This is a genomic window from Leifsonia aquatica H1aii, assembly GCF_000633535.1.
In the GTDB taxonomy this organism is placed as follows: domain Bacteria; phylum Actinomycetota; class Actinomycetes; order Actinomycetales; family Microbacteriaceae; genus Leifsonia; species Leifsonia aquatica_A.
Genome location: NZ_AYMR01000064.1, coordinates 1 through 697, shown reverse-complemented (window position 1 = coordinate 697; position 697 = coordinate 1). Strand labels below are relative to the sequence as shown.

Below are 697 nucleotides of genomic sequence, written 5' to 3'. Positions count from 1 at the left end.
GCGCCCCCATACCCGTGTTCGCGCAACTGGTCGGCGGCTTTCGCGCCCGTCTGCGGTCCGCCGTCCGCGTCGACACGTCCACGAGCACCGCCCGGTCCTCGTGAAGCCCCGAAGAAGAACGCACCACCTAACGATAAGGAGACAGCCATGAGCGCTGACGACAAGATCAAGAACGCCGCCCAGAACCTGAAGGGCAAGGCCGAGGAGGCCATCGGCAAGGTCACCGGCGACGACGCGAAGGTCGCCGAGGGCAAGGCCGACCAGGCCGCCGCCAAGGCGAAGAACCTCGGCGAGGACGTGAAGGACGCGTTCAAGAAGTAACCCGTGTCCGTCCGGATGGCGGATGTCGTGCCCGGCACGACATCCGCCATCCTCGTCCGAAAGGACGCCGCTGGCTGCCTGATGGAGCGATCGCGACGCTGTCGCCAACGGCACAACGGCATGCGCCGCAACATCGGCCGGTGGGTTGGCGGGGGCGTGACCAAGCTGCATCGCCACCCTGTCGCCAAGCGCTTCCCAGACCTTGATGCCGACCGGCGACCAAATGAGGCCACGCTATAGGCTAAACGGCAGCCGACGATAAGAGGCTCATCTGTAGATAATGGTTGCCCGCCTCGCCGGGCGAATCGGAACAGTGAAGGATGTTGGGACCTGTCCACCCGGCAGGATGTCCTCCGCTCGAATCTCCAGGCTTCTA

At 65.0% G+C, this 697-nt stretch carries 1 protein-coding gene; it reads left to right on the top strand.

Annotated features, from left to right (window positions below; translation table 11 throughout):
- The first annotated feature begins 147 nt into the window (after positions 1-147).
- Positions 148-321 (top strand): CsbD family protein, encoded by a 174-nt coding sequence (locus U870_RS0122145; RefSeq protein ID WP_025159519.1) that lies wholly within the window; start codon positions 148-150, stop codon positions 319-321.
- The last annotated feature ends 376 nt before the right edge of the window (positions 322-697 follow it).